The following is a 6,087-nucleotide window of genomic DNA, read 5'->3' as shown; positions in this document are numbered from 1 at the left end:
GCGCCGCCGCCCGCGCCGGGGAGCCGGCGGACACGGAGGTCCAGCGCGACCCGGAAACCGTCGGGGAGCCGCGTCGCCGCGGGGCCGGTGCTCACCGCAGGATCCTCACATGTCGGCGGCCGGTCGTGGCACCCTCGTCCCGTGCCCGCGTCGTCTGATGTAGCCGGTCCGGTGCTCCCCCGGTACGGCGAGCGCTCACTCGCGGAGGTGCTACCCGCCCTCGCCGCCGCGATCGGTGTGCCCGGGATCGGGGCGGTGCCCGACCTCGGGCTGCCGCCCGCGCACGCCGCCGCGCTCCTGCTCGTCGACGGGCTGGGGGCGGAGCTGCTCGCGGCGCATCCCGCCGACGCGCCGTTCCTGACCTCTCTCGCGACGGCGGACCCGCTGACGGTCGGCTTCCCGTCGAGCACGTCGATCAGCCTGGCGTCGCTGGGGACGGGCCTGCCGCCGGGCGCCCACGGGATGGTCGGGATCAGCTTCCGGGCCGCGGGGGAGGCGCTGCTGGACTCGCTGAAGTGGAGCTCCTACGGCGAGCCCGACCCCGTCGACCTGCGGGAGTTCCTGCCGCCCGAGCACGTCCAGCCGTGGCCGACGATCCTGCAGCGCGCCGCGGCCGAGGGCGTCCACGTGACGTCGGTGTCCCCCGCCGAGTTCCGCGGGTCCGGCCTGACCCGGGCCGCGCTGCGCGGCGGGAACTACCACGGCGTCCACGCGCTGGGGGACCTCGCGGCGGGCGTGATCGAGTCCCTGTCCGGGCCCGGACCGCGGCTCGCCTACGCCTACCACGCGCACCTCGACGCGCTCGGCCACCTGCACGGGCCCGGCACGCCGCCGTGGCGGTTGCAGCTGCGGCAGATCGACCGGCTCGTCGAGTCGATCGTCGAGCACCTGCCGCCGGACACGCTGCTCGCCGTCACCGGGGACCACGGGATGGTCCGGTTGACCCGGCACTACGACGCGGACGTGCTCGGCGGGCTGCAGAACGGCGTCCGCCTGCTGGGCGGCGACCCGCGCAGCCGGCACGTCTACACGGAGCCCGGCGCCGAGGCGGACGTCCTCGCCGCCTGGCGCGGCGTCCTCGGCGACGACGCGTGGGTCGTCACCCGGGACGAGGCCGTCGCCGCGGGCTGGTTCGGCGCGCTGGGCGAGCACGTCGCCCCGCGGATCGGGGACGTGGTCGTCGCGATGCGGGGCACCGCCGGCGTGACCCGCACGGTCGCGGAACCGATGCTGTCCACCCTCCCGGGCCAGCACGGCTCCCTCAGCCCCGCCGAACAGCTCGTTCCCTTCCTCGTCGCCTACCCCGCCTGACCGCCGCGACCCGAGCCCCCGCGAGTCAGAAGGGGAGGCGGGCCGTCTTCTCGTCCGGGGCCCAGGTGTGGATCGCGGCCGTGACGGCGGCGGTGATCGCCGCCAGGAGGGCGTGCCCCTCGTCGGCGCTCGCACCGGTCGGGTCGCCGAGGATGCCGTTCGGGCTGACCGCGGCCACGCCGCCCGCCCGCATCCGGGGGAGCAGCTCCCGGAGCGGCTCGGAGTTGCCGGGTGCCGCGGCCTCCTCCCGGACGGCCTCGGGACGGAGGGCGAGCATCAGGGACGTCTCGGTCAGCCCGGCGTGGGGGTCGCCGGATACCCCCGGCGCCATGCACGGGACCCAGGCGGCGTCGCGGCCCTCGTGGCGCAGCAGCGTCACCGCCTCGACCAGCGACGCCACGTTGCCGCCGTGCCCGTTGACGAACAGCAGCCGCGACGCCCACCGGCACGCCGACCGCCCGAGCTCGACGAGCAGCAGCCGCAGCGCCTCGTGCCCGATCGACACGGTGCCCGGGAACCCCTCGTGCTCGCCCGCCGCGCCGTACGGGAGGGCGGGCGCCAGAACCAGCCCGGCATCGTCCCCGACCACCCGGCGCGCCACCGCCTCGGCGATCGCGACATCTGTGACGAGCGGCAGGTGCGGCCCGTGCTGCTCCACCGACCCGACGGGCACGACGAGCGTCCGCGACGGTCCGTCGCGGACGTCGGCCCAGGTCAGGTCGCTGATGTGGGTCATTGATCCCCTCCGTCCACAGGGTTGTCCACAGGTGGATGAGTGGCGTGGACGCTGTGGATGACCCTCACAGGTTCACCGCGACCCGGTGCCCGTCGACGACGGCGGCGTCGATCCGGCGCGGGGCGAGGCAGTCCCCGATCCGGTGCACCGGGAGCGAGCCGTCGCGGAGCTCGGACCACAGCTCGTCCGCGGGCTCGGTCGGGAACGCGCAGACCAGGGCGTCGACCTCCCGCTCCTCGAGGGCGCCCGTCGGGTGGTGCAGCACGTGGACCCGCGTCCGCGCTCCACCGGTCTCCACATCCAGCACCATCCGGTCGGCCGACGACCGGATCCCCGCGGCGTGGGCCCGGCGGCGGAAGTTCTCCCGGTCCAGGGTGATCCCGAGGTCCTGCCCCACGACCATCCCGGGCGTCATGATCTCGACCGCGCAGCCCCGGGCGGCGAGCAGCTCGGCGGTCGAGGTCGCCTGGTGGAAGCCCAGCTCGTCGTAGAGCAGCACGTCACCGGACGGAGACGCCGCGCCGGAGAGCACGTCGTGCACGCTCACGCCGCCGGGCCAGCGCGGCGCGGCGGGCCGGGACCCCGTCGCGAGCACGACGACGTCCGCGCCGGACCCCCGCACGTAAGCCGCGTCGACGTCGATCCCCGTCCTGATCTCCACCCCCGCCCTCGCGCACTCGACCCGGAGGTTCCGGGCGACCAGCCCGATCTCCCCGCGCCCCGGCGCGCTCGCGGCGAGCACGAGCTGACCGCCCGTCGAGTCGGAACGTTCGCAGAGGGTGACGCGGTGTCCGCGCGCCGCCGCGGTCGCGGCGGCCTGCAACCCGGCCGGACCACCTCCGACGACGAGCACGCGTCGCGGGATCCCCGGCGTCGGCAGCGGCGAGGCCTCCTGGCCCGCCCGCGGGTTCTCGACACAGCCCAGCCACCGGTTGAGCCCGACCCGGCCGACGCACTCCTGGTTGCACCCGACGCAGGTCCGCACCTGCTGGCCGGTGCGCGCCTTCGCGGCGAAGTCCGGGTCCGCGATCTGTCCCCGTGCGACGCCGACCAGGTCGCAGTGCCCCTCGGCCAGCGCCTGCTCGGCCTGCGCCGGCTCGGTGAACCGGCCGACGGCGATCACCGGCAGCCGCACGGCCCGCCGGATCGCCGACGGGATGAACGTCGCGTAGTTCGGCGGCGTGTGCATCGACGCCTCGATCAGGTGCAGCGTCGCCGTCGCCACGCCGATCGACGTGTTGACGTGGTCGACCTGCCCGGTGGCCTCCAGCATCCGCGCGAGCCCGACGCCCTCGTCGAGCCCGATGCCGCCCTCGACCTGCTCGTCCGCGCCGATCCGGACGCCGAGGGCCCTGTCCGGCCCGAGCACCTCACGGACCGCCGCGACGACCTCGAGCACCAGCCGCGCCCGGTTCTCCGGCGATCCGCCGTAGCCGTCGGTCCGGTGGTTCGTCGCCGGGGAGAGGAACCCGCGCAGCAGCGACGCGTGCGAACACTGCAGCTCGACGCCGTCGAACCCGCCCGCGACGCAGTGCTCGGCCGTGCGTGCGTACCCGTCGACCACCTCGGCGATCTCCCGCGGGCCCATCTCGACCGGGACCTCGCGGAACATCGGGTCCGGGATCGCCGACGGCGCCCAGACCGGCTGCCGCGAGTACATCCCGGAGGACTGCCCGCCGTTGTGGTTGAGCTGCGCGAGGACGGGGACGCCGTGGGCGTGGACGGCGTCGGTGATCAGGCGGTACCCCGGCAGCACGGCCGGGTCGTGGCCGCGGAGGACCTTCTCGTAGGGCCGGTCCGCGGGGTGCACCGAGTGCTCCTCGGTGATGATCAGCCCGGCTCCGCCCGCGGCCCGCGCGGCGTAGTAGGCGGCGTGCTGCGCGGTGGGCAGCCCGTCGACGGCGTAGCCGGTGAGGTGCGCGGTGAAGACGATCCGGTTCCGCAGGTGCAGCGGCCCGACGCGGAGCGGCTCGAAGAGCCTCATCGCGGCTGCGCCGCCTGTGCGCCGAACTCGTTGCCAGGGCGGCGTCTTCCGCGCACGACCTCCCCGGCCCGTCGTCCCTCCCGGACGGCCTCCGCCACGGTTCGCGGGGCGACGCAGTCCCCCACCCGCACGAGATCCGGCCGGGCCCGCCACAGGGTGTCCTCGGGCAGCCGGTGGGCGCAGTCGATCACGAGCGTGCCGGGAATTCCGCGGGCCTCGCCGGTGTGGACGTCCTCGATCGTCGCGACGCCCCCGGCCACCGACCGGAGCCTGGAGAACAGCTCCCGCCGGACCCCGGCCCGTTCGAGACGGGCGTTCGCGTCCGCGAGGTCGCCGGTGCGGCCGAGCTGGGTGCCCGCGACCGCGTCCGGCGTCACCAGCGAGCACGCGACGCCGCCGGCGGCGACCTGCTCGGCGATTCCGACGCCGGTCCAGTCCCCGATCGGGTCGTGCACGACGACGGCCGCGCCCGCCGGGAGCACGGGCCGTCCGGCCAGCACCTCGGCCTCGAACTCCGCCGCGGGAAGCACGCGGACGGAAGGAGCGGACGCGAACGCCGGCGCCGACGGGACCGACCCGGTCGCGAGCACGACCGTCTCGGCCGCGTCGAGGTCGTCGAGACCGGCCTCGACCCCCAGCGACACCTCCACCCCGAGCCGCGCCAGCTCCCGCTCCCACCAGGGGATCAGCACCCCCATCCGGGCCCGCCCGTACACGGCCGCGGCGAGCCGAAGGGCGCCGCCGAGCACCGGCGAGCGTTCGACGAGCCGGACCCGGTGCCCGTCCAGCGCGGCGGCCCGCGCGGCCTCCAGCCCGGCCGGCCCCCCGCCGACGACGAGCACGTCCCGCGGCCTGCCGGCCGCGCCGTCGCCGCGCGGGACGGCGGGCGCCGGGGCCGCGGCGGTGTCCCGGGATGTGTCGTTCGGACGACCGGAAGTGCCGACTCGCGGGGCCGGGGCGGCGATCAGGGGGTTGCGCGGATCCCGGGCGGCGTCCTGGTTGGAGAGGGTGCAGGGCCGGATCCGCTCGGGGGTCCCCGCCCGGACGTGGGCGACGAGGTCGGGGTCCGCGATCTGGGCGCGGGTCATCTCGACGAGGTCGCAGGTTCCGTCGGCGAGCGCGGAGGACGCCATCCCCGGGTCGACGACGCTGCCCTGCAGCACCACCGGCGTCGCCACGGCGGACCGCACCGCCGCGGACAGCTCCCGGTTGAAGCCCGGCGGGGTGTGCAGGTCGGGCCGGGTCGCGGAGACCGTCAGCCCCGAGCCGCGCACCGGCACGACGTAGTCGACGTCGAGGGTCCGGAGCACCTCCAGGGCGGAGTCCGGCGTGATCCCCGCCCACGGCGCCAGCTCGTCGACGCACAGCCGCAGCCCGAGCACGCGGTCGGCGCCGAGCTCCGCGCGGACCGCGGCGACCACGGACCGCAGCAGCAGCCCGCGGTCGGCCCCGAACGCGTCGCGACGGTGGTTCGTCAGCCCGGACAGGAACTGCCGCAGCAGGGAGTGCTGCCCGGCGTTGACCTCCACCCCGTCCAGGTCCGCGCCCACGGCGAGCGCAGCCGCCGCCGCGAACCCGGCCACCAGTGCGTCGACCTCGGGGGCCTCCATCACCTGCGGGACCTCACGACTGACGACGTCGAGCACCCGGGACGGACCCCACAGGGCTCGCTGGGAGAACGCCGTCGAACCCTGGGCACCGGAGTGGCCGAGCCCCGCCAGCACCAGGGAGCCGTGCGGGCGGCAGGCGCGGACCACCTCCGACCAGCCCGGACCGCAGCCCGCCGCCAGCGGGGCGCGCTCGTAGGGCCAGTCCGAGGGGTGCACGGACGCGATCTCGGTGGCGATCACGCCGCAGCCCCCGGCGGCCCGTCGCGCGTAGTGGTCGACGTGCCGGGCCGAGATCTCCCGGCGGTACCCGAGGTTGGTCTCGTGCGGCCCGAACAACACACGCGAAGACGCCCGGCGACCACGAAGGCTGATCACGTCGAGGAGGGACATGCGCAGATGGTCGCGCGGCGCCGGACCCGTCCTGATCGGGTCCGGCGCCGGCGGAC

General features: G+C 76.2%; 4 protein-coding genes. 1 reads left to right on the top strand and 3 read right to left on the bottom strand.

Annotated features, from left to right (window positions below):
• The first annotated feature begins 141 nt into the window (after positions 1 to 141).
• A complete protein-coding gene (locus tag JWP64_RS27990; RefSeq protein ID WP_297502945.1) occupies positions 142 to 1,311 on the top strand; it encodes a nucleotide pyrophosphatase/phosphodiesterase family protein in 1,170 nt (389 codons plus the stop codon).
• 25 nt (positions 1,312 to 1,336) lie between these two features.
• Here JWP64_RS27990 and mftE read toward each other — a convergent pair whose 3' ends face one another.
• The 3 genes from mftE to JWP64_RS27975 all read right to left on the bottom strand — a co-directional run bounded on the left by mftE (position 1,337) and on the right by JWP64_RS27975 (position 6,031).
• Positions 1,337 to 2,047 (bottom strand): mycofactocin biosynthesis peptidyl-dipeptidase MftE, encoded by a 711-nt coding sequence (gene mftE, locus JWP64_RS27985; protein ID WP_297502944.1) that lies wholly within the window; start codon positions 2,045 to 2,047, stop codon positions 1,337 to 1,339.
• Between the two features lie 64 nt (positions 2,048 to 2,111).
• On the bottom strand, positions 2,112 to 4,031 hold the full coding sequence (locus JWP64_RS27980; protein ID WP_297502943.1) for a mycofactocin system FadH/OYE family oxidoreductase 2: 1,920 nt from the start codon (positions 4,029 to 4,031) through the stop codon (positions 2,112 to 2,114).
• On the bottom strand, positions 4,028 to 6,031 hold the full coding sequence (locus JWP64_RS27975; protein WP_297502942.1) for a mycofactocin system FadH/OYE family oxidoreductase 1: 2,004 nt from the start codon (positions 6,029 to 6,031) through the stop codon (positions 4,028 to 4,030). The genes JWP64_RS27980 and JWP64_RS27975 overlap by 4 nt, the downstream gene beginning before the upstream one ends.
• Positions 6,032 to 6,087 lie beyond the last annotated feature (56 nt).

It is taken from the genome of Pseudonocardia sp. (assembly GCF_025465255.1).
Taxonomy (GTDB): domain Bacteria; phylum Actinomycetota; class Actinomycetes; order Mycobacteriales; family Pseudonocardiaceae; genus Pseudonocardia.
This window is presented reverse-complemented; position numbering and strand designations above follow the sequence as displayed.